Annotated in this window: 20 protein-coding genes, 1 tRNA gene and 3 pseudogenes; 11 read left to right on the top strand and 13 right to left on the bottom strand. The window is 73.5% G+C overall.

All coding sequences use genetic code 11. The features are described from left to right. Nucleotides 1-379: 379 nt before the first annotated feature. Complete coding sequence (locus GTY84_RS29585) at nt 380-844, bottom strand: GatB/YqeY domain-containing protein (RefSeq protein WP_161229478.1); 465 nt, start codon at nt 842-844, stop codon at nt 380-382. Between the two features lie 414 nt (nt 845-1258). Here GTY84_RS29585 and GTY84_RS29590 point away from each other — a divergent pair, with 414 nt between their 5' ends. Both GTY84_RS29590 and GTY84_RS29595 read left to right on the top strand, forming a co-directional pair. Next, entirely contained in the window at nt 1259-2185 is a 927-nt protein-coding gene (locus GTY84_RS29590) for a metallophosphoesterase (RefSeq protein WP_161229479.1), read from the top strand. Between the two features lie 355 nt (nt 2186-2540). Continuing rightward, nucleotides 2541-2614, top strand: a tRNA-Pro gene (locus GTY84_RS29595). 76 nt (nt 2615-2690) lie between these two features. On the opposite strand, the pseudogene GTY84_RS35065 reads toward GTY84_RS29595, so the two are convergent. Further along, nucleotides 2691-2810: pseudogene (locus GTY84_RS35065) on the bottom strand (site-specific integrase); the annotation flags it as partial. Between the two features lie 742 nt (nt 2811-3552). Here GTY84_RS35065 and GTY84_RS33220 point away from each other — a divergent pair. Continuing rightward, the gene (locus GTY84_RS33220; RefSeq protein ID WP_202551980.1) at nt 3553-3960 is read left to right on the top strand and encodes a hypothetical protein; all 408 of its coding nucleotides are present in this window, start codon (nt 3553-3555) and stop codon (nt 3958-3960) included. Here GTY84_RS33220 and GTY84_RS29605 read toward each other — a convergent pair. Then, nucleotides 3935-4627, bottom strand: a complete 693-nt coding sequence (locus tag GTY84_RS29605) for a class I SAM-dependent methyltransferase (RefSeq protein WP_345943559.1) — start codon at nt 4625-4627, stop codon at nt 3935-3937. The two genes, GTY84_RS33220 and GTY84_RS29605, sit on opposite strands and share 26 nt — an antisense overlap. A 116-nt stretch (nt 4628-4743) precedes the next feature. Further along, the gene (locus GTY84_RS29610; protein WP_161229481.1) at nt 4744-5208 is read right to left on the bottom strand and encodes a hypothetical protein; all 465 of its coding nucleotides are present in this window, start codon (nt 5206-5208) and stop codon (nt 4744-4746) included. A 188-nt stretch (nt 5209-5396) separates the two neighbouring features. Between GTY84_RS29610 and GTY84_RS29615 the strand changes: the two genes are divergently transcribed. Further along, the gene (locus tag GTY84_RS29615; RefSeq protein ID WP_161229482.1) at nt 5397-6686 is read left to right on the top strand and encodes a helix-turn-helix transcriptional regulator; all 1290 of its coding nucleotides are present in this window, start codon (nt 5397-5399) and stop codon (nt 6684-6686) included. 84 nt (nt 6687-6770) lie between these two features. Then, nucleotides 6771-7721 (top strand): annotated as a pseudogene (locus GTY84_RS34325) (mobilization protein); the annotation flags it as partial. 30 nt (nt 7722-7751) lie between these two features. Here GTY84_RS34325 and GTY84_RS29625 read toward each other — a convergent pair. From GTY84_RS29625 to GTY84_RS29635, 4 genes and pseudogenes are all read right to left on the bottom strand, one after another. Continuing rightward, nucleotides 7752-8237, bottom strand: a complete 486-nt coding sequence (locus tag GTY84_RS29625) for a WbqC family protein (protein ID WP_345943563.1) — start codon at nt 8235-8237, stop codon at nt 7752-7754. Continuing rightward, nucleotides 8161-8442 (bottom strand): WbqC family protein, encoded by a 282-nt coding sequence (locus GTY84_RS35070; protein ID WP_345943560.1) that lies wholly within the window; start codon nt 8440-8442, stop codon nt 8161-8163. The genes GTY84_RS29625 and GTY84_RS35070 overlap by 77 nt, the downstream gene beginning before the upstream one ends. Before the next feature lie 46 nt (nt 8443-8488). Beyond that, a complete protein-coding gene (locus GTY84_RS29630) occupies nt 8489-9157 on the bottom strand; it encodes a YdcF family protein (RefSeq protein WP_161229484.1) in 669 nt (222 codons plus the stop codon). Continuing rightward, nucleotides 9154-10277 (bottom strand): annotated as a pseudogene (locus tag GTY84_RS29635) (helix-turn-helix domain-containing protein). The gene GTY84_RS29630 and the pseudogene GTY84_RS29635 overlap by 4 nt, the downstream one beginning before the upstream one ends. Before the next feature lie 155 nt (nt 10278-10432). Here GTY84_RS29635 and GTY84_RS29640 point away from each other — a divergent pair. From GTY84_RS29640 to GTY84_RS29650, 3 genes are all read left to right on the top strand, one after another. After that, nucleotides 10433-10861, top strand: coding sequence for a hypothetical protein (locus GTY84_RS29640; protein WP_161229485.1), 429 nt, complete (start codon nt 10433-10435; stop codon nt 10859-10861). An 8-nt stretch (nt 10862-10869) separates the two neighbouring features. After that, entirely contained in the window at nt 10870-11322 is a 453-nt protein-coding gene (locus tag GTY84_RS29645; protein WP_161229486.1) for an ATP-binding protein, read from the top strand. 518 nt (nt 11323-11840) lie between these two features. Further along, complete coding sequence (locus GTY84_RS29650) at nt 11841-12335, top strand: hypothetical protein (RefSeq protein ID WP_161229487.1); 495 nt, start codon at nt 11841-11843, stop codon at nt 12333-12335. A 771-nt stretch (nt 12336-13106) separates the two neighbouring features. On the opposite strand, the gene GTY84_RS29655 is transcribed toward GTY84_RS29650, so the two are convergent. Both GTY84_RS29655 and GTY84_RS29660 read right to left on the bottom strand, forming a co-directional pair. Then, on the bottom strand, nt 13107-15458 hold the full coding sequence (locus tag GTY84_RS29655) for a heavy metal translocating P-type ATPase (protein WP_161229488.1): 2352 nt from the start codon (nt 15456-15458) through the stop codon (nt 13107-13109). Nucleotides 15459-15552: 94 nt separating this feature from the next. Continuing rightward, the gene (locus tag GTY84_RS29660; RefSeq protein ID WP_161229489.1) at nt 15553-15837 is read right to left on the bottom strand and encodes a heavy metal-associated domain-containing protein; all 285 of its coding nucleotides are present in this window, start codon (nt 15835-15837) and stop codon (nt 15553-15555) included. Nucleotides 15838-16441: 604 nt separating this feature from the next. On the opposite strand from GTY84_RS29660, the gene argG reads away from it, so the two are divergent. Continuing rightward, nucleotides 16442-17887, top strand: a complete 1446-nt coding sequence (gene argG / locus GTY84_RS29665; protein ID WP_161229490.1) for an argininosuccinate synthase — start codon at nt 16442-16444, stop codon at nt 17885-17887. Nucleotides 17888-18502: 615 nt separating this feature from the next. Further along, a complete protein-coding gene (locus tag GTY84_RS29670) occupies nt 18503-19522 on the top strand; it encodes a helix-turn-helix domain-containing protein (protein WP_161229541.1) in 1020 nt (339 codons plus the stop codon). Nucleotides 19523-19555: 33 nt separating this feature from the next. On the opposite strand, the gene GTY84_RS29675 is transcribed toward GTY84_RS29670, so the two are convergent. Both GTY84_RS29675 and GTY84_RS29680 read right to left on the bottom strand, forming a co-directional pair. Next, on the bottom strand, nt 19556-21103 hold the full coding sequence (locus tag GTY84_RS29675) for a flotillin family protein (protein WP_161229491.1): 1548 nt from the start codon (nt 21101-21103) through the stop codon (nt 19556-19558). A 331-nt stretch (nt 21104-21434) separates the two neighbouring features. Next, the gene (locus tag GTY84_RS29680; protein ID WP_161229492.1) at nt 21435-21944 is read right to left on the bottom strand and encodes an NfeD family protein; all 510 of its coding nucleotides are present in this window, start codon (nt 21942-21944) and stop codon (nt 21435-21437) included. Between the two features lie 192 nt (nt 21945-22136). Between GTY84_RS29680 and GTY84_RS29685 the strand changes: the two genes are divergently transcribed. Then, on the top strand, nt 22137-24086 hold the full coding sequence (locus GTY84_RS29685) for an NAD-binding protein (RefSeq protein WP_161229493.1): 1950 nt from the start codon (nt 22137-22139) through the stop codon (nt 24084-24086). A 175-nt stretch (nt 24087-24261) separates the two neighbouring features. On the opposite strand, the gene GTY84_RS29690 is transcribed toward GTY84_RS29685, so the two are convergent. After that, nucleotides 24262-26058, bottom strand: coding sequence for a prolyl oligopeptidase family serine peptidase (locus GTY84_RS29690; protein WP_161229494.1), 1797 nt, complete (start codon nt 26056-26058; stop codon nt 24262-24264). Nucleotides 26059-26075: the final 17 nt, after the last annotated feature.

Below are 26075 nucleotides of genomic sequence, written 5' to 3' on the forward strand. Positions count from 1 at the left end.
CCGGCCGCGAGCCCTGGGCAGGGGGCGGTACGCCGGGCGAGGGCGCCGGGCGAAGGCCCGGACAGGAGCGGACGCACTGACGAAGGCCGGGGCACCGACCGCGAGCCCTTGGCAGGAGCGGCACGCCGGGCGAAGGGGCAGGCGCATTGGCGAAGGCGGGGGCGCCGGCCGCGAGCCCTGGGCAGGGGCGGCACGCCGGGCGAGGGCGCCGGGCGGAGGCCCGGACAGGAGCGGGCGCACTGACGAAGGCGGGGACGCCGGGCAAGCACACCGGGCGGGGCGAGCGGCCCGCGCCGGTGCGTCCCGGGGCGCGTCCCGGGGCGGCCAGGTGGCGCCGGCACGCACCCGGCCCACCAGGCCAACCCGGACCCCGCCGGGGTCAGCCCGCCAGCAGCTTCTTGACGACGGCGGCGACCCGGCCGCCCTCGGCCAGTCCGGCGACCTTCGGGTTCACGATCTTCATGACCGCGCCCATGGCCCGGGGCCCCTCCGCACCGGCGGCCCTGGCCTCCTCGACGGCCTGGGCGACGATGGCGTGCAGCTCGTCGTCGGAGAGCTGCTTCGGCAGGTACGCGGCGAGCACCTCGCCCTCCGCCTTCTCCCGCTCGGCCTGCTCGGGACGGCCGCCCTGGGCGAAGGCGTCGGCGGCCTCGCGACGCTTCTTCGCCTCGCGGGTGATCACCTTCTGCACCTCGTCGTCGGAGAGCTCCCGCTTCGTCTTCCCCGCGACCTCCTCCTTGGTGATCGCGGCGAGCGTCAGCCGGAGGGTGGAGGAGCGCAGCTCGTCACGCTCCTTGATCGCGGAGTTGAGGTCGTCGTGCAGCTTCGACTTGAGCGTGGTCATGAGCCGATTGTCTCAGGTACGGGCGGGCGGACGCCCGTCGTTTTGCGGGAGGCGGGACGGTGGCCCGCGGCGTCGGGCCGAGGTGGACGCAACGGCGGGCGGACGGTGGCACCGGGGCGAGGGGCCGCGGACACGGCGGCGGACGGGCGGTGGACGCGACGGTGGAGCGCCGTCGGACGGGCCGTGGGCGCGACGGCCGGTGGGCGGTGGGCGGTAGGCGGTGGAAGCGACGGGCGGTGAGCGCTGGAAGCGCGGTGAGCACGGCGGCGGACGGGCGGCGGCGCGGCGGCGTGCGCACGACGGACGGGCCGCCGTACGGAGCGTGGCACCGGTGGCGAAGGGCGGCGGCCACGGCGGGGAAGGGACGGCGCCCGCGCGGTCGGCCGCCCCCGCCGCTTCTGACACGATGGAGTCATGCGCGCGCGATACACAGTGCCCCTGGGAATCACGGCGGTCGGCGCCGCCGGTCTGCTCTACTCGGCGGGCTTCGAGGCCCGTTCGTTCCGTCTGCGGCGGGTGACCGTCCCCGTACTGCCTCCCGGGATGCGCCCCCTGCGCGTGCTCCAGGTCTCCGACATCCACATGGTCGGCGGCCAGCGGAAGAAGCAGCGGTGGCTGCGCTCGCTGGCCGGGCTGCGCCCGGACTTCGTGATCAACACCGGCGACAACCTGTCCGACCCGGAGGGCGTGCCCGAGGTGCTGGACGCGCTGGGCCCCCTGATGGAGTTCCCGGGCGCCTACGTCTTCGGCTCCAACGACTACTACGGCCCCAAGCTGCGCAACCCCGCCCGGTACCTGCTGGAGAAGGCCCAGGGCCGCCACGGCCTCAACGGCAACGCGCCCGCCGTCGGCGCCGTCCACAACCCGTGGGAGGACCTGCGCGACGCCTTCGACGCCGCCGGGTGGCACAACCTCACCAACACGCGCGGCACCCTGAAGATCGACGGGATGACGGTCGAGCTGACGGGCGTGGACGACCCGCACATCAAGCGGGACCGGTACGCGGAGGTGGCGGGCGGCCCGTCGGACACGGCGGACTTCTCGATGGGCGTGGTCCACGCTCCGTACCTGCGCGTGCTCGACGCGTTCACCGCCGACGGCTACCCCCTGGTCCTGGCCGGCCACACCCACGGCGGCCAGCTCTGCATCCCCTTCTACGGCGCCCTGGTCACCAACTGCGACCTGGACACGGACCGGGTGAAGGGCCTGTCCACCCACACGGCCCGGGGCAACACCTCCCACCTGCACGTCTCCGCGGGCTGCGGCACCAACCGCTACACCCCGGTCCGCTTCGCCTGCCCCCCGGAGTCGACCCTGCTGACGCTGGTGAGCCGGGGGTAGCGACGGAACGCCGGGGGGCCCGGGGCGGGACCGGCGCCGGGGCAGATCGAGGCCGGCGCCGACGCCGTGGCGGGGGACTCGCAGCAGTACCCGCCCTGCACCCCGACACCCCGGGCGCACGCCCCCTTCGACGCCGTGGCGGGCACGCCCCCGGCACCGCGGACAGCCACTTCCCCGACCACCGACCGGACACCGTAGGCACCCCGCTCCACCCGGTCGGACACGGCACCGACGAACGCCCCGCACCACTCCTGACCTCACCGGGGACCTCCGCGCCACCGCCGCCGAAACCGGATTTCGTCTCAGGCCACCGGTGGGCTAAAGTAAACGACGTCGCCGCGAGAGCGCCGACAATCGGGGTGTGGCGCAGCTTGGTAGCGCGCTTCGTTCGGGACGAAGAGGTCGTGGGTTCAAATCCCGCCACCCCGACAGCAGGTGGGGTACTTACTCATTTTGAGTAGGTACCCCACTTTCTTTGTCTGCGTGACTACCTGTTCCCGAGCGCCTACGACCAATGCGGATCAGCGCCGAAGATCCCGTCCATGACCACGGCGCCGGTCTGGATCACGGGCCGGATCCGCTTCCGGTGGACCTCCTCGGTCACGGCTGTTCCGGAGTGCCCGACCTGTGTCCGCTCCACAATGTGCTCTACAACAGACGGGATGAGAGTCGGGATCAGTGGTGGGTCTAGGGGGATGATGCCGCCATGGCGGACGAATCGAGGCGCTCTCTCAGTGAGCTTCATGAAGGTGAGACGGTCCAGGCAACGATCACCAGTCATCAGCCGTGGGGACTCACAGCGCAGCTGAACGGTTACGAGCCCGTAGGTGCCTCGTTGGACGTGATTCGCCGAGGCAGCGAGCCCGGCGTGCAGCGCCTCGCCCAGGAGCCGCCCCCCGTAGGGGCGACCGTCGGTCTCGTCATAGGGGAAGTGCGCGCGTGGCATCACAAGCCCTGGATTTGGGTGGACCTCACGGCACCACATTGCATCGATGGTCACGACGCTGGTGAGCCATGCAGGGCAGGTCGTCCGCAGCAATCCAAGGACTCACGGCACGCCCTACGGTGAGCGTCTAACTGCGTGACAACGCCGACGAACAACGGCGGACGAGCGCGAACGCCAGCGAACCATCAGCCCAGGTGAGGGCCGCACCAGCTCGAGGAAGCACCCCCACCTAAGTTGCTTCGGGACGAAGAGGTCGTGGGTTCAAATCCCGCCACCCCGGACTTCGTAAACGCAGGTCAGGGCCGGTCTCCCTTCGGGGAGACCGGCCCTGACCGCGTTGTGTCCGGGTGCCATCCGGGTGTGATCTTGAAATGGGGTGTCACCGCTCGGCGGCGCGCTGCTGCAGCAAATACGTGGAGACGTGCCACATGGCCAGACGTGGGACGGCGTGCGGAAGCTGCGCGGCTGGCTGGACGAGGAGGACCAGGCCGCGGCCGGCGACGTGCGGCTGCTGCGCGTGCTCAAGTCGGTGAGGAGTTCGGGGAGGCGGCGGAGGCCGTCACCGGGGCCCGGCGCCAACCCGCGCAAGGGCAACAGCCACACCTGGGTGGACGTCGAGAAGAAGTTGTGCGACGTCATCGTGACTGCCCAGGTGGCCCTGCGCACGATCAACCCGGAGACGGAGAAGGTCCTGGACGCGCGAGTGCAGAGGTACCTGGAGCGGCCGACCCTCAGCGCGAACGCACCGCTGTCCCGGAGTCAAGGGGACTGGGCCCGGGGCAGCGGCATGCCCCGGCCCGGTCTCAGGTGGCGGGGCGCTCGGCCGTGACGAGGAGGGTGGCGGCAGGCCGGGGGCCGTCACCAGCGGGCAGCTCCTCGACGCGGATGTCGGTGAACCCGGCCTGGTCCAGAACCTTGGTCCACACGTGCTCCTGCAGCACCCACCGGTGCATGGTGGCACTCTCGCCCCCCGGGGTCTTCGCCGGCACCTCGGCGGCGGCGACGTCCGACTGCGCGGGCTTGCCGGACAGGTATTGGGCGAGGGTGGAGAAGACCAGGTGTCCACCGGGGCGGAGCGCGTCAGCGGCGGCCGGGAGCAGCTCGCGGGGGTCGGTGAAGTCCACCGCCCCGAAGTGGCTGTAAAGCACGTCGTAGGCGGCCGGGTTCGCACGAAGGTGGGCGACGACGTCCGCGTGGACTAGGTGCAGGCGCGGGGCGAGGTCGGCGTACAGAGCGGTGGCCATGCCGTGCTGGGCCGGGGAGGCGTCCACGGCGTCGATCCGGTTCGGGGCATGGTGCACGGCCAGGTGCGCGGCGTGGCGGGCGGCGCCAGCGCCGAGGTCGGCCACGGTCTTGCCGGTGAGATCGCCGAGGACTTCCGGGCCCGGCCCGTCCTGCTGGTCCCAGGTCCAGCGGAAGGAGTCGGAGACGGCGTGGTCCTGCGCGGCGCGGGCCCGGCCGTAGTGGTGCCATAGGTCTGTAGTCGTGGTCGTCACCCGCGTCATCCTGGCGGCACCGCGCGGGGGCTGCTGCCGGTTCGGGCGAAAGTCACCCGGGCGCGCCTCGGCGGCCCGAGCCGTGGACCCGGACCGCCGAGGGCGTCACGTGGAGGTCAGTGCGAGTCGTTGCCCGGGTGGCAGGGGCCGCAGTCGGCGGCGTCCTCCCACAGCGGGAGGTCCACCTCCCAACCTGCGCGGGCGACGAGGTGGGCGGTCTTGATTACCGACCCGTCGTTCTTCATCTCGACCTTGGGCACGTGGTGCAGGAAGTGCCCGCCGTTGTACTTGTCGCACAGCTCGGCGTAGGCGACGGTGTCCAGGATGATCGTGTGGGCGCCGATGTCGACCAGCTTGCTCGGGGCGAGTCCCAGGCCCTGGCCCCGGAGGGACATGGCAGTGAGCAGGTAGGCGTAGCCCTGGCCGAGGACGCGGGTTGCCATGACGGAGTCGTACGGGCAGTCCCGCATCAGCAGGCCGATCTGCTTCTCCCAGAGGTCCGCCGGCACGATGTCACGGGGGGAGCGGGCCGGCCCGGTCACCGGGTCGGTGGCGGCGGGGGTGTCGGCTGCGGTTGCCATGGTGCCTCCCTTGGATGGTGCCCCACGAGGTGCGGGGCGATGTAACGAGAACACCGCATCCGGCACCCGGCCAGTGGTCAACTGACCTTCCTTGCAAGGCGTTTGCACGTTGTGCAAGCGGTCTCGACGGGTGCCGTCCCACGCCCGTACCGTGGTGACCCCCGGTCGTGCAGCAGGGGGAGGGACCAGTGCCCGGTGACCCGCTCTGGAACAGCGCGAAGGTCAGAGAGCTAGTCGCCCGGCGGCAACCGGGCGGACTCGTACGGTTGGGCCGTGAGCACCGAGGATGGACACTCGCCGGACTCGGCGAGCACCTGGGGTGCTCGGCTGCGACGGTCTCGCGGATGGAACGCCGCACCCAGGTAACCGACCTGACGCTCATTCACCTGGCCGCCTCCGCAGTGGGCGTTCCTCGACACGTCCTGGTGAGTTCTCTGGTGCCCCCCGCTCCTTCCGGACAGGCCAGCACTAGAGTGTCGGCCAGTCCGCACGCCGAGGAGGACCCGATGCGCCGCCGCTCGTTGCTCACCGCCACGGCGACCGTACCGGCTGCCATGCTGCTCGGCGTGGACCGGGCTTTGGCCGACACCCCGCCACCGACGGGCAGGGGTGCCTTGAACGACCGTGTGGCCTCCGCCCGCGGCCTCTACGACAAGGGGGCCCACACGCAGCTCCTCGGGCTGCTGCCGGGCCTCTTGGCCGACGGGCACGCCGCTGCCTCCTCGCGCCGCGAACTGGACCAAGCCCGATTGTCCTCCGTCTACAGTCTGAGCGCCGCCCTGCTGATCAAGCTCGGCTCGTACGAGCAGGCCCGCCTCACCGCCGACCGCGCGCGCACCTGGGCCGAGGTGTCCGGGTCCCCGCTCGCCGCCGCTGCCGCCTCCCGCGAGTTCGCAATCGTGCTGCGCCACCAGGACCGGGGCGAAGAAGCCCAAACCCTCATGGAGTCGGCCGCGGCCCGGGTGGAGACGACAGGGCTGCGGACGGACGCGGCCTCGTCGGCCTACGCGCAGATGCTGTGCACCCTGGCCTACACCGCCGCCCGGGGAGGCCGGCGCGCGGAGGCCCTGACCATGGCCGAGGAGGCACGGCGGGCCGCACGGCGCCTGCCGCTCCAGGCACCTGCCGGGCGTCTCTTCCCCATCAGCCCGGCCGCCGTGGATCTCTACGCCGTCGGCGTCCACTGGGCCCTTGGCGACGCCGGTGCCGCGCTGGAGGCGGGGCGGTACCTTCGGCCCGAGCACTTCCCCACGGCGGAGAGGAAGGCACGCCTGGGCACAGACATGGCGCGTGCCTGGTGGGCGTGGGGCCGCCCTGAGCAGACCGCCCGCGCCTTGCTCGACGCTCACCGTGCGAGCCCCGGCGAGGTGAGAGACCGTCCCGCGATCCGCAGCATCGTGACCGAGTTGGCGCAGCGGCACCCTCGTGCCGTTGGTGTGCGGAAGTTGCATGCCGCCGTGTCCGCCCCGGCGAGCTGAGACCGCCGCCCGTCGGGCCCCGCCGGATCCGGACATGCCTCACTCCCCGCGCTAAGGGGTCCCAGCCGGCCTCGACCCGGCCTGAAGCGTGTCGGCCAGGCCCGCACCGCCCGTGAACGCCTGCGCACCACGGTCCGTACCGCCGTGGCCGCCGCCACCAGCATCGAGCAGTTCATCAGCCTGCTCCAGCACACCGACCACATAGAAGAGCGCCCACACAACCAACCCGTGGAACCAGGCCACTGCCGCTGCGGAACGCAGCCCCCGTCGCCTCGAACACTCTGAGGACGCGGCAGCCCAGGCCCGCCTGGCCGCCGTCGGCGAAGCCCTCGACGCCCTGTCCCTTCGCGCGCCCCAGGCCATTCGCCCCCAGCTCCGGCAGGCAGCCGAGGCATTCGAGCGCGCCACCCGCTCCCGCGTCCACGCCAAGCACCAGCACGCCCGCGCTCTGCGCGGCGCCGTGCGGGCCATGGTCCACGAACCCGCCCCGAGAGACGGCGCGCTGTTGGCGATGTTCCTCGACGCCGCGACCCTTGTCGTCATCACCGCCGCCCGCTGGCACCAGCGACGTCACCACGACCAGCAGGTGGCGGCAGCCCACCAGACCCTCATCCAGCTGCGAGCCGCCTACGAGCACACAGCCGTCGCACCGCTGACCGCACTCGCCCAGCGTCGGCCACCACAGCAAGTGGTGCAGCGCCACATCCTCCTCATCCACCGGACCATGCCAAGCAGGTGGTCGAAAACCCGTCCTTCGACGCACTCACAGCCGTGCTCGCGACCGCCGAGAAGGCCGGAGACGATCCGAAGCAACTGCTTCAGCAGGCAACCGACGAACGGGCACTCGACGACGCCCGAAGCCCCCCACGGGTGCTGACCTGGCGCGTCGAGCGACTCAGTGCCAGGCCGGTTCCGAGTGAGCGTGCACGTGTGGCAGGCATGCGGAGTGCGGCACGGTGGGCGGGCACGCCGGTCCGATCGACAACGGTTGCGCCGGCCTCTCAGCCGCAGCTTCCACAGGCACGTCGACGTTGATCACACCCGCTTCCGTACCCGAAGCGGGTGTCAGGCCGCGCACCCCAGCACATCGTGGGCGAACGCGAGAGCCCGGAACCGAGCTCCCACGGCGTCGGGGCCGCGGAAGACCAGTGCCCGCAGAGCACTGACCTGTCGCCCCGAGGCCCACAGCCCAGTGGCCGGGGAGAGAAACGGGACGACGGCTACGCCCAGCTCGGTGCAGGGCGCGTGGTCCAGGTAGGTCATGCCGCCGGTGCCGCACAGGTAGGCGCGTGCACCGGTGGCGTCGGCCAGGTCGGCCAGCCGCTCGGACCGGCCCGTACGTGCGGGCAAGGCGCTGCTGGTGAAGATCTGTCCCCGCCAGCCGAGCAGTCCGAGCAGGGCGCGGGTCGAGGCCGTGGCGACCGGCGCGACCCTTCCTGTGTCGAACGCATTCCAGACCGGCTGAAGGGCACGGTCAAGTGCGGGCCAGTGGGGGCTGGTCCCGTACTGCTGGCGCAGGATCGTTGAAGCCCGGCGTCGGGCCGCGGCCAGGGTCGGCTATCAGGGCGTCTCTGATGAGGGTGGCCCGCCCGGAGGGGCGGTGAGTGGGGAGGGTCAGCCACCGGTCCGGGCCGCGGCCGTCGAGTGCGGCGATGCGGGCGCGATGCTGGTAGTCGCGGCGGGCGCACTGCACGTCGTCCAGGACGATCCAGTGGTCCGCCGCGAACAGCTTGGCCAGCGTGGTCAGCCGGGGCATGAAGTTGGGCTGGTGGATGACGCACAGGCCGCCCGGGGAGGAGAGTTCAGGAAGCGATGAGGCGGCTGGTGAAGCCGGCGTGGATGAGGGATTCGTACGCGGCATGCACGTCCTCCGGGACCTCCTGCTCGATGGCGAACCCGAGCTTCGGATACTCGATCACCCGCTGGAGGTCGCCGACAAGCATGTCCACCACGAGCTTCTCGTCGCCGATGGACTTGAGGTAGTCGTCGAACTCCAGGGTTTCCGAGGCGCACACCATCTCGGCCTCGGGCCACAGCTTGCGGGCGGTGGCGTACGACCGCCGTTCCATGTAGGGCTTGGAGACCAGCAGCACCTTCTCCGGGGTGATGCCGGCGTCGGCCAGGACCTCGCGGGCGAGGGTGATGTTCTGCCCGGTGTTCGCGGCGTGGGGCTCCAGCAGGATCGCGGAGGCGGGGACATCAAGGTCGATGGCGTGCTCGCGGAAGTGGACCGCTTCGCCGCGTGGGAAGACCTTGGCGGTGGTCGGGCTGTTGCCGCCGGTGAAGACCAGCGTGGGGAAGAGACCCGCGTGGTACAGCTCGGCGGCGCGCGTGGCCACCCCAAGGTCATGGCTGCCCAGGCCGATCGCCACGTCCACGGGGCGGGCCCGGTGGTGCATCTGGTGAAAGTCCCAGATCGCCTTGGCCTGGTGCCACTGGTCTTCGGTGATGGCCTGCTGGTTGTCACTCACGCGTTCGTCTCCCTGATCACCGTCGGCGAGGCCCGGGGCGGCCCCTCACTGCTGGCCTTGACGCCCTCGATACTGCGCAGTTGGTGCACGAGGCCGTACTGCGCGGCCGTCCGTGCGGCCTGGCCGAGAACGCGTAGCCCATCATCGCGGGTCGCCGTGTCGGAGAGCAGGATGTGGCCGTGAGCGGTGTCCAGTCGTACGCGTTGCATCGGTGAGTCGGTGCTCCCGCTGCTTCGGGCGATGTCGATGAAGTGCAGGGCCTGGGTGAGGTCTCCGACGCCCCGGCGGGCCAGGGCCAGCTTCTGATGGGCCACCGACCAGTCGTCGGGTTCGGTGAGCTCTTCGAACTCACGGGTCGCGGCCTGCATCACGCGGGTCGCGTAGTCGTGGTTGCCATCCTTGCTGAGTGCCGTGCCCACCCACAGGCGGGCTCTGGCCCGGTCACGGCGAGAAAGCCGGTCGTCGACGGCGAGCGTCTCGTACGTACGGGCCGATGCCTCCAGGTCACCGGACATCTCCGCGACGACCGCGAGGGACAGATCGAGCTGGGCGACACGGCGGGGGATGTCGAGCTGGGTGAAGATCGAGCGCGCGCCCGCGTAGGCGTGGCGCGCGGACAGTGGTCCGAGCACAGCGCCCTGATCGCGCTTGAGGTCTCCGAGTAACGCGGTGGATCGGGCGTAGAGGTACAGGCCCTTGTCGTCGAGTTCGGCGGCCGTGAATCGGTTGAGCCATCGGCTCAGCAGGCTGTCGGCGAAGGTGAAGTTCTGCCGGGACAAGGCGACGACGGCACGGTCCAGGTCGTCGGTCCACGACTCGTACTCCCAGGCTCTGGGCCCGGCAGCCGTCACCCGGCGCCCGGCTGCCTGCTGCCCGGGGCCGGCCATTTCCGACAGGAGCGTTTCGAAGCGCAGGTGCACGGAGGCATCGGCGCGGCCGAGCGCGGTGTCGAGAATGGCCTGGGTGTCGGGGGGGGCTCGGTCGCGGACCGGAGCTTTTCCCACTTCGAGATGGTCGCGACGGCGAGACCGAGGCGCTCGGCGAAAGCTCGCACACTCAGGCGTAGGGCGAGCCGCAAAGCTCTGGCCTCCAGGCCGGTCCAATGGTGCACGGTCGCCACGCGTCGCTCCCTTCCACCAGCCATGGAAGCAGAAGCGTGCGGCCGGTGGGGCGGAAGTAGAGCGCAAGTGGAACAGCCGGTGGTTCCCTGCGCGTTGGGGTACGGCGACGCTCAAGGGGTCACTCTTTCGCCGAGTCCCCTGGACGGTCGCCAGCGTGGAACTCCTTACCGAGCACCGCCCGGTCAACGGGCCCGTCGTCTACGGCTTCCTGCGGCTGGTCGGCGTCTCCGTAGCCCGTCAAACGGCGTTACGGGCGTCTCTGACGGAGTACTGCCGGATCCATGAGCTGCAGCTCTCCGGAGTCTTCAAGGACAGGCGCGCGACGACCGACCCGACCTCCACCGCCTTCACCGGTCTGCTGGACGCGCTGGCTCTTCCCGACGTCTACGGCGTCATCGCCCCCGCCTTGTCCCACCTGGGACCGAAGCACCTAGCCGCCGACCGCACGCGCCGTATCGAGGCCACCGGCGCCCGCCTGCTGCTGGCCCGCCGTCCCCGCATCGGCCCCGTCCACGTACCTCGTCACCAGACCGCCCACCGCCGCTACCCCGCATCACTTCGCCCCCTGAGCACGGAGTCATGAGGCACCCCATGCCCGAGTCGCTTCAGCAGTTCTTCGACGCTCGACACCAGTCCGTACGTAGGGCACGGGAGTTCGCCACCCGGGCGCTGGACGGCTGGGGCCTGACGAGCCGCGCCGAGGACATCCGCCTGTGCGTCTCCGAACTCGCCACGAACGCTGTCCTCCACGGCACCACCCGCGGGCACGGCTTCCTCGTCCGGCTCGACATCGACGACAACTGCGTACGCCTGGAAGTGCACGACAGCCGTCGCCGGCAGCCCGTCGTACGCGAGCCGGCCGCCACAGACATCTCCGGGAGGGGCCTGATGTTGGTGGCCGCGCTCTCCGACGAGTGGGGAGTGAAGGACCGTACCCCGCTCGGAAAGGTCATCTGGTCCTGCTTCAAGACCGCGGACGACGACGCAGCCCCGATCAGCCCTCCCGGCTCAGACCGCGACGACCGCCCTGTGGAGGTCCGATGACCACAACCGGCACACCGGATCGGGCTGCGCCTGCCGCAGCAAGCACGCGGGCACTGAGACCGGCTCGTTGCGCCGCCTCGCCAATCTCCGCGGACGGCCGCGGAGTGTCTTCGCCGGCACTCTGGCCACACTCTTCCTCACCCTTGGCTTGCTCACAGCCGCCGCCGACCGCCCACTGCGTGTTCCGGCTGGACAGGTAAAGCTGCTTCCTGCCGGGAACCTCGGGCTCTCGTGCGTCACATGATTGGACAGCACAGCCGACAGGTGAGGCACCTACCCCTATGGGTGGGTGCCTCGCCTGTTTCGAAGGACCGCGCACGGCGTGGGAGGTCGCCGCCTTTGCGGCGGGGTGCCAAATGGGGCGGGCGGACGAGAACCAGGCACCGCGCTCGGGCGGGCAGCCGGGCAGGGCCAAGGAGACACGGCACCGGGAGTCCAACTCGTCCGTACAGTCGCACGCTGCGGCTGAAGCGGCCGGTACGGTGCAGCTCCCGGAGTGAGCGACGGCAGGGGCGGCCATGAACACGGGTACGGGCACAGACACGGGCACGGGCACACCGCATCACGAGTTCCGGGTGGGCGACGTTCTGCGAGTCGGCTGCCCGCCCGCTGAAGGACGAGTGGTCGAGGTGACCCGCTTCCACGCCTCGGTCGAGTGGCCATGGGCGGAGATCGATCCGCACTCCCGGTTCAGGTGGAACGGGCAGAGGGCCTTCGCGATGTCGCCCGACTCCCCGGAGTGGACCATGAGCCTGTTCAAGACCGATCCCGAACCGTGGAACCTGCACGCCGGTGACGGCTGCCTGGTGGGCATACCCGAGACGCTGGTGCGGATCATCGATATCGGCCGCTATGACCCTCCGCAGGATGTCGGCTGGCTCCCCCGCCCTCACACGATGCTGATCGTCGTGCCCGCCGACTACCCGGACGAAGCTCTCTCCGAGCACGACGGAGACACGATCGACCTTGAATCAGCGGCACCGGTGACGATCGAGCTGGTGTCCCGGGGCTGACCGGGGCATGTCCCTCGCGTGCCGTGCGGGCCCGATCGGCCCAGCCGCGCAGCAGCCCGGGGCACACCCGGGGAGAGCGTCCAACTGCGCGACGGCGCCGACGGGATAGGTGATTCCGGTGGCGTCGGCTCAGGCTGCCGCGTCCCGGACCGGCGGCGTACGGGTGCTGTCCGGGCTGGTCGCGGAGGGCGGCCGGGGCGTGGGCCGACGGCGCGCTCCGGGCACGGTGCGTGAGGGTGCCGGCCCGGTCGGCCCGGGAACCGTCGGCCCGGAAGCCCCCGGCCCCGGCGACCGGGTTCGGGGCCCAGTGCCGAGACTGTGGCGACTCCAGGGAGGGCCCCGCCCGCCCTCGCCTCCGTGGAGGGCCTGCCCGCCCCTCACCGGCTCCGCCGGGGCAAGGACGCCGATGTCGTCCCCGGTGAGCACGAGGAGGCCCGGGGTGGTGGTCCGGCCCGGGTGTGGCGCCTGGCGTGCGGCGCCTCCGCCGCGGGGACTTGGGGCGCCGCCACCACACGGACGGGCACCCCCGCCACCTTGAGGCGCCGCACGCCACACGGAGAGGCACCCTCCGCCACCTTGAAGCGCCGCACACAACACGGAGGGGCGCCCGCCGCCTTGAGGCGCCGCCACCACCCGGAGGGCGCCCCCGCCGCCTTGGGCTCCGCACGCCGCGCGGGGCAGGCGCCCCCGCCACCTTGAAGCGCCGCCACCACGCAGGGGAGAGGCGGCCCACCCGGCCCGCCTCCCCCCGCGTGGTGTTCCGCCTCGGCGTCAGGCCCTGGTCGGGAGCGGGGTGAACCTGCGCAGGCGGAGGCTGTTGGTGATGACGAAGACCGACGAGAGGGCCATCGCGGCTCCGGCGATCATGGGGTTGAGGAGGCCGGTGGCGGCCAGCGGGAGGGCGGCGACGTTGTAGGCGAAGGCCCAGAAGAGGTTGGCCTTGATGGTGCTGAGGGTGGCGCGGGCGAGGCGGATCGCGTCGGCGGCGGCGTTGAGGTCGCCGGCGACGAGGGTCAGGTCGGCGGCCTCGATGGCCGCGTCGGTGCCGGTGCCCATCGCGAGGCCGAGGTCGGCCTGGGCGAGCGCGGCGGCGTCGTTGACACCGTCCCCGGCCATGGCCACCGAACGGCCCTCCGCCTGGAGCCTCTTGACCACGTCGGCCTTGTCCTGCGGCATGACCTCCGCGATGACGTGCTCGGGGTCGATGCCGACCTCGCGGGCCACGGTGCGGGCGACGGCGGCGTTGTCCCCGGTGAGCAGGATCGGGGTGAGGCCGAGGGCCCGCAGCCGGGCAATGGCCTGGGCGCTGGTGTCCTTGACGGCGTCGGCGATCTCCAGGACCGCGCGGGCCCGTCCGTCCCAGGCGACGGTGACGGCGGTGCGTCCGGCGGTCTCGGCCGCCGCCTTGGCGCGGGCCAGGTCCTCGGGCAGCTCGATCGCCCAGTCGGCGAGCAGCCGCTCGCGGCCGGCCAGCACCGCGTGGCCGTCGACGACGCCCTGCACGCCCAGGCCGGGCACGTTGGCGAAGTCCTCGACCTCGGGGAGGTCGCCGTGGCGGGTCCGCGCGGCCTCGGCGACGGCACGGGCGACGGGGTGCTCGGAGGCGTGCTCCAGGGCTCCGGCCAGCCGCAGCACCTCGTCCTCGTCGGTGTCCGGGGTGGTGTGCAGGGCGAGGAGGCTCATCCGGCCGGTGGTGATGGTGCCGGTCTTGTCCAGGACGACGGTGTCGACGCGGCGGGTGGTCTCCAGGACCTCCGGGCCCTTGATGAGGATGCCGAGCTGGGCGCCGCGCCCGGTGCCGGCCATCAGCGCGGTGGGCGTGGCGAGGCCCAGGGCGCAGGGGCAGGCAATGATCAGGACGGCGACGGCGGCGGTGAAGGCGGCGGTCCAGCCCGCGCCGTTGCCGAGCCAGAAGCCGAGGGTGGCCAGCGCGAGGACGATCACGACGGGGACGAAGACTCCGGAGATGCGGTCGGCCAGGCGCTGGGCGGCGGCCTTGCCGTTCTGCGCGTCCTCGACCAGCCGGGCGATGCGGGCGAGCTGGGTGTCGGCGCCGACCCGGGTGGCCTCGACGACGAGGCGTCCGCCCGCGTTGACGGTGGCTCCCGTCACGGTGTCCCCGACGGTGACCTCGACGGGCACCGACTCGCCGGTCAGCATGGAGGCGTCGATCGCCGAGCTGCCCTCGACGACGGTGCCGTCGGTGGCGACCTTCTCCCCGGGGCGGACCACGAACCGGTCGCCGAGGGCGAGGTCACCGACCGGGACGCGGACCTCGCGGCCCTCGCGGAGCACGTTCACCTCGCGGGCGCCGAGTTCCATCAGGGTCCGCAGGGCGGCTCCGGCGCGGCGCTTGGAGCGCGTCTCGAAGTAGCGGCCGGCGAGCAGGAAGGTGGTGACCCCGGCCGCGGCCTCCAGGTAGATGTTGCCGCTGCCGTCGCTGCGGGCGAGGGTCAGCTCGAAGGGGTGGGTCATCCCGGGGGTGCCGGCCGTGCCGAGGAACAGGGCCCAGACCGACCAGGCGAACGCGGCCGAGGTCCCGACCGAGATCAGGGTGTCCATCGTCGCCGCCCCGTGCCGGGCGTTCAGGAACGCCGCCCGGTGGAAGGGCCACGCCGCGTACGTCACCACGGGGGCCGCCAGGACCAGCGACGCCCACTGCCAGTACGTGAACTGCCAGGCCGGGACCATCGCCAGCAGGATCACCGGCACCGACAGCACCGCCGCCGTCACCAGGCGCTGCCGCAGCGACCGCAGACCGTCGTCCGCCTCCGCCTCCGTGCCCGCCGCGCCGGGAGTCCCCCCACCGGCGGCGGCACCGGACGGCCCGCCCGAGGCGGGAGCCGTGGCGGAGGCCGTGGCGGGGGGTGATCCGCCGGGCAGGACACGGGGCGCCTCGCGGGCGGTGTACCCGGTGGCCTCCACCACCGAGACCAGCTCCGGCACCGAGACCGGCGCCCCGTCCTCCACGATCACCCGCGCCTTCTCCGTGGCGTAGTTGACCGACGCGGACACCCCTTCCAGGCGGTTCAGCCGCTTCTCGATCCGCGCCGCGCAGGACGCGCAGGTCATCCCCCCGATCGCCAGCTCGACCTGGGTCGTTTCGGGAACGGTCGTGGTCATCACGGTCTCCTCGGATCATCGGGACGCACGGGAAAGGGGGGCGGGGAGGGAGGGGGCGGCCGGGCCCGCGGCCGGGTCCGGCCGGTGGCGGTGCTCAGGCCGCGCGGCCGGTCAGCTCGTAGCCGGCGTCGGCGACGACGTCCGTCAGCAGCGTGTCGTCGGGGGCGCCCGCCGTCGTGACCGCGACGTGGCCGGCCGCGAGGTCGACCTCGACCGCCAGCACTCCCTCCACCGCGCCGATCTCCTTCGTGAGCGTGGCCTCGCAGTGCCCGCAGGTCATGCCCGCGACGGCGTAGACGGTGGTGGTGCCGGTGCTGATCGTGGCGGTGGCGGTGGTGGCGCCGGTCGAGCAGGAGCCGTCGGGGGTGCAGCAGGACATGGGGTTCTCCAGACAGTTGCGGGCTACTACCCCTGGGGGGTATCGCTGACGAGTTCATGTATACCCCCCCTAGGTATCACCCGCAACCCCTCGCGCTCCTTTTCGACGACCCGTCGCGGATCCCCCGCACATACACCCCAGGGGTATGGGTTCGGCGACAACCCGCCGCGGCGACCGCACCGGGGGACGCGGCCGGGCGCCCGCGCCGGGTCCGGGGGCGCCGGGTCCGGGGGCGCCGGAAGTCCGGGGTCTCCGGCGCATGCCAGAGAAGGACGGCCTCCGCATCGACACCCCGGCCCAGGTCCCGGCCGCCGACCGGACCCTGTGGCCGCCCACCCTCCGGGCACCCGGCCAACACATGGACACCCGCGCGCACGGCCGCCGCGGACAACGGCGAGGGCAAGGGCAAAGGCAAGGAAGGCGACGAGGGCGACGCCAGGTCGAGGGGGGCGGCGAGGGCGGCGCCAGACCGAGGGGGACGAGGCGGCGCCGGACCGAGGGGGCGGCGACGCCACCACCCGCCCCGCACACCCCCGGGCACCGGGAAGCGAAGGGCCCCGCACAGGGGGTTGCATGACCATGCGTTGTGATGCATACTTTTCCCATGTCCAAGGTCCTCACCTCCCTGCCCACCGGTGAGCGCGTCGGTATCGCCTTCTCCGGCGGCCTCGACACCTCCGTCGCGGTCGCGTGGATGCGCGACAAGGGCGCCGTACCGTGCACCTACACCGCTGACATCGGTCAGTACGACGAGCCCGACATCGCCTCGGTGCCCGGCCGCGCCGAGGCGTACGGCGCCGAGATCGCGCGCCTGGTCGACTGCCGCGCCGCCCTGGTCGAGGAGGGGCTCGCCGCGCTCACCTGCGGGGCGTTCCACATCCGCTCCGGCGGGCGCGCCTACTTCAACACCACGCCCCTCGGCCGGGCCGTCACCGGCACCCTGCTGGTCCGGGCGATGCTCGAGGACGACGTGCAGATCTGGGGCGACGGATCGACGTTCAAGGGCAACGACATCGAGCGGTTCTACCGCTACGGTCTGCTCGCCAACCCCCACCTGCGGATCTACAAGCCCTGGCTGGACGCGGACTTCGTGACCGAGCTGGGCGGCCGCAAGGAGATGTCGGAGTGGCTGCTCGCCCACGACCTCCCCTACCGGGACAGCACCGAGAAGGCGTACTCCACCGACGCCAACATCTGGGGCGCCACCCACGAGGCGAAGACCCTGGAGCACCTGGACACGGGTGTGGAGACGGTCGAGCCCATCATGGGCGTCCGCTTCTGGGACCCGTCGGTGGAGATCGCCGCCGAGGACGTCACCATCGGCTTCGACCAGGGCCGCCCCGTCACGGTCAACGGCAAGGAGTTCGCCTCCGCCGTCGACCTGGTGATGGAGGCCAACGCCATCGGCGGACGCCACGGCCTCGGCATGTCCGACCAGATCGAGAACCGCATCATCGAGGCCAAGAGCCGCGGCATCTACGAGGCCCCCGGCATGGCCCTGCTGCACGCCGCCTACGAGCGCCTCGTCAACGCCATCCACAACGAGGACACCCTCGCCCAGTACCACAGCGAGGGCCGCCGGCTCGGGCGGCTGATGTACGAGGGCCGCTGGCTGGACCCGCAGGCGCTGATGATCCGCGAGTCGCTCCAGCGCTGGGTCGGCTCCGCCGTCACCGGCGAGGTCACCCTGCGGCTGCGGCGCGGTGAGGACTACTCGATCCTCGACACCACGGGCCCGGCCTTCAGCTACCACCCGGACAAGCTCTCCATGGAGCGCACCGAGGACTCGGCGTTCGGCCCGGTGGACCGGATCGGCCAGCTCACCATGCGCAACCTGGACATCGCCGACTCCCGCGCCAAGCTGGAGCAGTACGTCGGCCTCGGTCTGATCGGCTCCGGCGGCCCCGCCATCGGCGCCGCCCAGGCCGCCGCCACCGGGCTGATCGGCACCCTGCCGGAGGGCGGCGCGGAGGCCATCGCCTCCCGCGGCCAGGTCTCCGGCGACGACGAGCTGCTCGACCGCGCCGCCATGGAGTCCGGCACGGACTGACCGCCCGGCGGTCCGCACGATCCCGCCGCGCGACGGACCCGCGAGGGCCCGGCACGGCCCCCAGGGGCCGCGCACCGCACGGAACCGTCCGAAGGACCGGTCCGGTGTCACCCCACCGGATCGGTCCTTCGCGCATCCGCCCCTGACCCCGGCCGCCCCACCGGTCCGCCCCGCGCCACCGGTCCGCCCCGCGCCACCGGCCGGTCCGCCCCCGCGCCCGCCCCCGGCCCCGGCCGCCCCAGAGCCCGCGCAGCGCCCCCGGCCCTCCGGCCCCGTCCGCCGCACCGGCGGGGGACGCCCCGCCGCACACGGCCGGCGCCCCGCCGACCCCCGCCCCGGCGGCACCCGCCCCGCACGGCCCCGCGCCCCGCCCCGGCCGCCCCGCCGGCCGACGGCTCCCCGCCGCGCACGGGCCCCACCCGGTACGCGCCCGGTACGCACCCGCCCCGCCGCTCCCGCACGCCCCCTCCCGCACCCCCGCCCCACCCGCGTTGCCGGTTTCCGGCAGCCTTGGCTACCCTCCCGTTGCCGACTTCGCACGGGGCGCGTCGGCGGGGAACGGAACGGGGGACGACGGTGCAGCGGGAGACGGCCCATCTGACCGGGTACGCGGCCATGCTCGCCGGGGTCGCGGAGACGGGGCGCCGGCTCCACCGCACCGAACTGGCGGACCGGCGGCAGCGCGGCGAACAGGCCGCCGAGGAGGGGCACAGCCTGCGCACCCTCGTCCGCGAGCATCTGGACGCCACCCGCGCCTGCTGGCCCCCCGGGGCGGACGGCGCGGGCACCACCGACAGCGTGCTGGCCGCCGTGACCCAGGCCGTCGACGCCTTCGCGGAGGGCTACGAGCGCGCCCAGCGGCTCGCCGTGCGCCAGGAGGAGGCCGCCCGGCGGGAGTTCATCGACGACCTGCTGTACGGGCGCAGCGACCTGGGGCGGCTGGCGGAACGCGCCGAACGGTTCGGGCTGGTGCTCTCCAGCGCCCACGCCGTGGCCGTGGCCCGGGGCCCCGAGGTGTACGACGACACGGCGCCCGTCACCCGCCTCGTGGAGGGCGCCCTCATCGCCCGCTTCGGCGACCGGCGCATCCTGATCACCACCAAGAACGGGCAGCTCATCTGCATAGCCCCCGGCGACCAGGACGACGTCCTCGCGTTCTTCGCCAAGCAGGCGTACGCGGCGACCGACGGCAGCCGGGTGGCCATAGGGCGCCCCCGGCCCGGCGCGGGCGGCGTCGTGCACAGCTACGAGGAGGCGCTGAGCACCCTGGAGCTGGCCGACCGCCTGGAACTCGACGAACCCGTGGTCCGCGCCGCCGACCTGCTGGTCTACCCCGTCCTCACCCGCGACCGGCAGGCCATGGCCGATCTGGTGCTGAGCGTGCTGGGCCCGCTGGTCGACGCGCGCGGCGGGGCCGAACCGCTGCTGGGGACCCTGGAGGCGTACTTCGCCGCCGGCTGCACCGCCGCCGAGGCCGCCCGGCGGCTCTCGCTCAGCGTGCGGGCGCTCACCTACCGGCTGGACCGGGTCCACCAGCTCACCGGCGCCGACCCGGCCGACCCGGTGCACCGCTACACCCTCCAGACGGCGGTCATCGGGGCGCGGCTGCTGGGCTGGCCCGGTCAGGAGATCTGACCGGGCCGGCCCGCGGGGGAGGACGGCGGCCGGTCAGCCGGTGATCTCCACCTTGCCGTTGACGGAGTCCGGGCGGTCCGGACCGTCGTCCGCGCCGGGCTCCGCGGCGGCGCCGTTCTTCGCCGCGAGGTTCTTCAGCAGGGACGCCAGGTCGACGCCGGTGGTGGAGGTCAGCAGCTCCATGCCCTGGGCGACGTTGTCGGCCACCGTGCGGGAGATCCGGCTCGCGCCGTCCGTGGAGATGACCGTCATCCGGTCCACGGCCGCCAGCGGCTCGGCCGCCTTGGCCACCACCTGCGGCAGCACCTCGACCAGCATCTGCAGCACGGCCGCGTCGCCGTACTGCGCGAAGGCGTCCGCCTTCTTCTGCATCGCCTCGGCCTCGGCCGCGCCCGTGGCGCCGATCGCCGCGGCCTCCGCCTCGCCCTCCAGCCGCACGGCCTCCGCGATGGCAGCGCGCCGGGACCGCTCGGCCTCACCCTGCTTGAGGCCCTCGATGGCCTCCGCCTCGGCCAGTGCGCCGCGGCGCTGCTTCTCGCCCTCACCGGTCAGCCGGGCCCGCTCGGCCTCGGCCTGGGCGGCGGCGATCTCGGCGGACCGCTCGGCCTCGGCCTGCTTCACCCGGGCCACCCGGCGGGCCTCCGCCTCCTGCTCGGCGGCGTACCGCTGGGCGTCGGCGGGCTTGCGGACCTCGGTGTCGAGCTGACGGTCCTTGAGCGCGGCCTGGCGCTCGGCCACCTTCTCCTGCTCGGCGAGGATGTCCTGCTGACGGGCGGCCTCGGCGAGCGGACCGGCGGCGTTGGCGCGGGCTGCGGCCTGGTCGGTCTCCGCCTTGATCTCGGCCTGCTTCAGGTAGAGGGTGCGCTGCGCGACCGCGATCTCCTCCTCCGCCTTCAGCCGGGCCTGCTCGGCCGCCCGCCGGGCCACGGCCTCCGCTATGTCGGCCTCCTGCTTGGCGCGCGCCGCCTCGGGACGGCCCAGGTCCTCCAGGTAGGAGCCCTCGGTGGTGATGTCCTGGATCTGGAAGGCGTCCAGCACCAGGCCCTGCCCGGACAGGCTGGCCTCCGCCTCCTCCGCGACCTGACCGGCGAAGGCCGCGCGGTCCCGGATGACGTCCTCAACGGACATCCGGCCGACGATCGCGCGCAGCGCGCCCGACAGCACCTCCTGGGTGAAGCCGACGATGCCGTCCTGCTGCATCAGGAACCGCTGCGCCGCCGCCCGGATGGCGTCCTCGGTGCCGCCGACCTTGACGATGGCGACACCGTCCAGGTTGGCCTTGACCCCGCGCAGGGTCACCGCGCCGCGCACCGCGACCGGGATGTGCCGCGAGGACAGGTCCAGGGTGAAGCGCTGCTGCACGAACGGGACGACGAAGACGCCGCCGCCGACCACGACCTTCTGGCCGCTGTTGTCGGTGAAGACCCGGCCGGTCTCCGGATCGGTGGACTTCTTGCCGCGCCGCCCCGTGACGATGAACGCCTCGCTCGGACCGGCGACCTTGTACCGGCTGACGACCACCAGCGCGAGCAGTACCAGGAGTACGACGACTCCCAGGACCGCGATGACGACTGGACTCATGATGACCATGCCCCCGTATCACAGAGAAGGACGGAATTGCGGAACGTTGCGCTGACCGGCGGCGCCGAAGCGGTCGCCGCCGGTCCGCTTCGGCCCCATTGAAGACGAAGCCACCGGACAAAGCCATGGGAGGCGGTCACGGAGGACGAGGACGAAGGGGGACGAAGCCGGACCCGGACGAAGTTGAGGACGCCCGGACCACCCGGGCCGCCGCGACCGCCCCGGACCCCCGGAGCGCACCGCGGCCGCCCCGGTGCCCCGGGACACGGCGGCCGGAGCCGACGGGACGCCGGCACGGCCCTGCTGTGGGCGAGGACGCTCGGCGGGGGCGTCAGCGTTCCACCGGGCGCACCACGACCGAGGTGGAACTCGGGACCGCCTCGACCCACACCTCGGTCCCGCGGGGCACCGGCCGGTCGCTGCGCGCCGCGCACTTCAGCGGCTGGCCCGCGAGGGTCAGCAGCACCTCGCCGTACCCGTCGGCGGGGATGGCCGTGACCACCCGGCCCGCGGTGCCGAGGAGATGGTCCTTGGTCGGGGTCACGGACGTCTGGTCGCGCATCAGCATCCGGCTGAGCCGGTACGCCAGCCAGCCCGTGCCCACGCCGCAGACCGCGCCGATCCCGGCCGCGCCCACCGGCCCCGCCCAGCCCGAGCCCAGGGCGATGGCCCCGCCGAAGCCCGTCATCGCCGTGAATCCGGCGACCACCGGCAGCGACAGCCAGCCCTCCAGGAGCCCGTCCAGGATGCCGTCGAACAGGCCCTCCAGGATCCCGCCGAAGACCAGCGACAACGCGAGCAGCACCACCCCCGCGATGCCCAGTCCGAGAAACCAGGCCATGTGCCGTCCCCCTCCCGCCCGCCGCTGGGCCCCTGTGACACCGATCGTCACACGGACGCCCCGGCTCCGTCACTGCCGATACCCGGCAATGTTCCCCCCTGCTGCGCGCCGCCCCGCGCCCGGGGGGCGTCGGCCCGGGGCCGTCCCCCGCCGGAGGGGAACCGCGGGGGCCCGGCGGGGGTCCTTCGGACAATGGGGAGCGTTCCGAACCAGAGCCCGCCGCCCGGTCCGGCGGACGGCACCGACACGCACCTGGTGGTGTGCGGCGACGACGGCCTGGCCCACCGGCTGGCCGCCGAACTGCGCGGCGTCTACGCGGAGCAGGTGACCCTGGTCGTCCCGCCCGCGGGGCCCCGGCCGCGCCGCCCGATGGCCGGACGGGCCCGCGCCGCCTCGGCCGCCCTGCGGGACCGCGTCAGCGCGGCCGTCGGCCGCGCGAACGGCGGGCCCGAGCCGGTGCCCGTCGTCGGCCGGGAACTGGAGGCCCCCGGCCCGACCGAGGAGGTCCTCCTGGAGGCCGGGGTGCGCCGGGCCGCCGCCCTGGCCCTGGTCTACGAGGACGACGAGACCAACATCCGCGCCGCCCTGACCGCCCGCCGGCTCAACCCCCGGCTGCGGCTGGTGCTGCGGCTCTACAACCGGCGGCTCGGCCGGCACATCGAGGACCTCCTCGACCAGAGCGCCGACCTCGCCCCGGGCGGGCGCCCCCGCGGCCCGGACGGGCTGGAGGCGTCCACCACGGTGCTGTCCGACGCCGACACCGCCGCGCCCGCGCTGGCGGCGACCGCGCTCGTCGGCACCAGCAAGGTCGTCGAGACGGACGGGCTGCTGCTGCGCGCCGTCGAACGGCGTCCGCCGGGGCCGGGCGAGGTGACCGACCCCGGGCTGTGCACCCTCGCGCTGCTCTCCGCCACCAGCAACGACCCCGCGGGCGCCGACGGCTCCGAGGCCAGCGGCGAGGACGGGCCGCGGCTGCTGCCCGACGCGGCGGCGGTGGCGGCGGCCACCGGACGCGCCACGGTCGTCCTGGAGCAGCTGGCGTACTCCGGGCCGCCGCAGCCCTCGGCCCGCGCCGGGGTGCCGACCTTCGCCTCGCTGTTCTCCCGGCGGCTGCGCTGGTCCCTGGCCGGGCTCGGGGCCTGCGTGGTGGCGCTCGCCGTGGCGCTGATGGTGGTCACCGGCGACCATCCGCTGCACGCCACCTATGTGACGCTGCTCGACCTCTTCGCCATCAACGACCCCGCGCACGACGCCGAGCGCGGGCGGCAGGTCCTCCAGCTCCTCTCCGGCTTCCTCGGCCTGCTGCTCCTGCCGGTGCTGCTGGCGGCCGTGCTGGAGGCGCTCGGCACCTTCCGCAGCGCCTCCGCACTGCGCAAGCCGCCGCGCGGGCTCGGCGGGCACGTGGTCCTGCTGGGCCTCGGCAAGATCGGCACCCGGGTGCTGACCCGGCTGCGCGAGCTGGACATCCCGGTGGTGTGCGTCGAGGGCGACCCCGAGGCACGCGGCATGGCGACCGCCCGGCGGCTGCGGGTGCCGGTGGTGCTCGGCGACGTCACCCAGGAGGGCGTCCTGGAGGCCGCCAAGATCCACCGCGCGCACGCCCTGCTCGCCCTCACCAGCGCCGACACCACCAACCTGGAGGCGGTCCTGTACGCCCGGTCCGTCCGGTCCGACCTGCGGGTGGTGCTGCGGCTGTACGACGACGACTTCGCCGGCGCCGTCTACCGCACCCTGCGGGCCGCGCACCCGGGCGCCCTCACCCGGAGCCGCAGCGTGTCCCATCTGGCGGCGCCCGCCTTCGCCGGGGCGATGGCCGGGCGCCAGATCCTCGGGGCGATCCCGGTCGAGCGGCGGGTGCTGCTGTTCGCGGCGGTGGAGGTGGCCGGGCATCCGCAACTGGAGGGGCGGACGGTGGCGGAGTCCTTCCGGCCGGGCGCCTGGCGGGTGCTGGCGCTGGAGGTGACCGACGGGCGGGGGCCGGGGGCCGGCGGCTCGGGCGCCGGGGACGGGCGTCCGGCCGGGCTGGTGTGGGACCTGCCGGACACCTACGTCCTGCGGGGCCGGGACCGGGTGGTGCTGGCCGCCACCCGCCAGGGCCTGGCGGAACTGCTGGGACGCCGCTCCCGCCGCGCCCCGGCCTGACCGGCCGGGGACGGGGCCCGGCCGGGGCCCGATCCGCCCGGCCCGGCGGGGCGGAACCCGGCCCACCGGAGCCGGACCCGGCCCGACGAGACGGGAACCCGGCCCGAAGCGGTGCCGCCCCGCTCCGCCGACGGCACCGCGCGACGGCGCTACGGGGCGGCGCTACCGGGCGGCGCTACGCGGCCGGTGGCAGGTGGCGGGCCGCGAAGTCCAGCTCCAGGCGGAGCTGCTTGATCCGCTCGTCGACCACCAGGGACCCGTGTCCCGCGTCGTAGCGGTAGACCTCGTGGACGGCGCCCCGCTCCTCCAGTCGCCGTACGTAGTTGTCGATCTGGCGGATCGGGCAGCGCGGGTCGTTGACGCCCGCCGAGATGTACACCGGGGCCCGGACGTCGTCGACGTAGGTCAGGGGCGAGGAGGCCGCGAAGCGCTCGGGCACCTCCTCGGGGGTGCCGCCGAGCAGCGTGCGGTCGAGGGCCTTCAGCCCCTCCATCTCGTCCTCGTACGCCGTGACGTAGTCGGCGACCGGGACCGCCGCGATGCCCAGCGTCCACGCGCCGGGCCGGGTGCCCAGGCCGAGGAGGGTCAGGTAGCCGCCCCAGGAGCCGCCGGTGAGGACCAGCCGGGCCGGGTCGGCGAGACCGGAGGAGACGGCCCACTCCCGCACCGCCGCGATGTCCTCCAGCTCGATCAGGCCCACCCGGTGCTTGAGCGCGTCGGTCCAGGCCCGGCCGTAGCCGGTGGAGCCCCGGTAGTTGACCCGGACCACCGCGTAGCCGTGGTCCACCCAGGCGGCCGGGCCCGCCGCGAAGGCGTCGCTGTCGTGCCAGGTCGGGCCGCCGTGGATGTCGAAGACGGTCGGCAGCGGACCGCTCGCGCCCGCCGGGCGCTGCACCAGGGCGTGGACCCGGCCGCCCGGGCCCTCCACCCACACGTCCTCCACCGGCACCGAGCCGGGCGACCGCGGGCCGGGCGGGTCCAGCACCACCCGGCCGGTGGTGGAGCGCACCGCCGACGGCTCGGCCGCCGACGACCACAGGTACTCCACGGTGCCGTCGGGGCGGGCGGTGGCGCCGGAGACCGTGCCGGGCGGGGTGGGGATCTCCACCAGCTCGCGCTCGGCCAGGTCGTAGCGGAACAGCTCGCTGCGGGCCTCGTAGCCGTGCACGATCAGCAGGCCGCGGCCGTCCGGGTACCACTCGGCGCTCACGTCGCCGGGCAGTTCCAGGGCGAGGTCGGTCTGCTCGCCCGTCGCCACGTCCCACACCATGGGCTCCCAGCGGCCCCGGCGCTGATGGCCGATGAGCAGCCGGGTGTCGCCGTCGGCGGGGGCGAAGCCGAGCACCTCCAGGCCCAGTTCCTCGGTGCCGCCCCGGGTGTCGTCCAGCTCCGCCGCGACCGACCCGTCGGGGCGCAGCACGCGCAGCGCGAAGTGCATGGAGTCGCCGTGCTCGGTGTGCTCGACGGCGATCAGGGTGCCGTCGTACGAGAGGTCGCCGACGCCCGCGGACTCGCGGTGCCGGTAGATCTCGACCGGGTCCGCGCCCTCCCGCGCGAGGTGGACCGTCGAGCCCTCCTCGTCCGTGGAGCGGCCGATCACCGCGGTGCGCCCGTCCCGTCCGAGGGCCAGCCCGGCCGGGTAGGAGGGGGCCAGCCCGGGGACCGCCGTCCGGTCCTCGCCGCCGGTGAAGGGCTGGCGGCGCCAGACCCCGAACTCGTCGCCGTCGGTGTCGTCGAACCACCAGATCCACTCCCCGTCCGGGGAGAGCTCGCCGTCCGTCGTCCCGTTGGGGCGGTCGGTGACCTGGCGCCGGTCACCGGTCGCCCGGTCCCAGGCGTACAGCTCGTAGGTCCCGGTCGCGTTCGACACGAACAGCGAGCGGCCGGGGGCGTCCTCCGCCCAGTCGGGCAGGGAGACGCGCGGTGCCCGGAACCGCTTCTCCCAGTCGGGCATGGCCTCAGCGTCAGTCATGCCCCCATCCAACCCGA

Origin of the sequence: Streptomyces sp. SID8352 (assembly GCF_009862265.1) — a bacterium.
In the GTDB taxonomy this organism is placed as follows: Bacteria; Actinomycetota; Actinomycetes; order Streptomycetales; family Streptomycetaceae; genus Streptomyces.